At 49.5% G+C, this 916-nt stretch carries 1 protein-coding gene; it reads right to left on the reverse strand.

Annotated features, from left to right (window positions below; all coding sequences use genetic code 11):
• Window positions 1-19 precede the first annotated feature (19 nt).
• Entirely contained in the window at window positions 20-805 is a 786-nt protein-coding gene (locus HMPREF0080_RS07740) for a short-chain-enoyl-CoA hydratase (RefSeq protein WP_006790871.1), read from the reverse strand.
• Window positions 806-916: the final 111 nt, after the last annotated feature.

Here is a 916-nt window from a genome sequence, read left to right on the forward strand (position 1 = left end):
CCTTTTTCTATAAAATTTATTATTTACCTTGGAAGTTCTTTTCCTTCCTCTTTTCCAGAAACGCCGCCATTCCTTCCGTCTGGTCTTCCGTGGAGAAGCAAAGGCCGAATACTTCGTCTTCGTATGCAATACCCGTAATAACGTCGCACTGCATACCCCGATTAATAGCCGCCTTGGAGAGCTGTACGGCGATCGGCGCATTGCCGGCTATCTTCTTGGCAACTTTCATCACCGTTGCCATTAATTCTTCCTGCGGGACCACTTTGTTTACCAACCCGATACGGAATGCTTCGTCCGCCTTGATATTAGCGGCCGTGTAAATCAGTTCTTTGCCGTATCCCCGCCCTACGACGCGGGGCAGCCGCTGGGTCCCGCCGAAGCCCGGCGTAATCCCCAGCCCCACTTCCGGCTGGCCGAACAGCGCGTTTTCAGAGGCATACCGGAAGTCGCAGGCACATGCCAGTTCGCACCCGCCTCCCAGAGCAAATCCGTTGACCGCCGCAATTACAGGCTGCGGCAGGTTTTCAATACGCGTAAACACGTCCTGTCCGATCTTGCCGAAGTTGCGGCCGTCTACTGCGTTCTTTGTAGACATTTCTTTTATGTCCGCCCCCGCAACAAAGGATTTGTCGCCGCCACCTGTGATAACGACAACTTTTACGTCTTTGTCCGTTTCGATTTTGCCAACGACATCATTCAATTCCAATAACGTTTCGGAATTCAACGCGTTTAACGCTTTCGGCCGATCAATCGTCAATATCCCGATTCCGTCCTGTACTTCAAACTTAATGTTGTTATAAGCCATTTTAATGCCCTCCTTTACAATACAGCCAAATCGGATTCATCCCTCCGCTTTTAGAGGTTAAAATCTGTTATGTATAGTATACCACGTTCCAAATGGAACAATAAGAGGTTT

It is taken from the genome of Megasphaera geminata F0357, from assembly GCF_000239275.1.
Taxonomy (GTDB): Bacteria; Bacillota; Negativicutes; order Veillonellales; family Megasphaeraceae; genus Megasphaera; species Megasphaera geminata.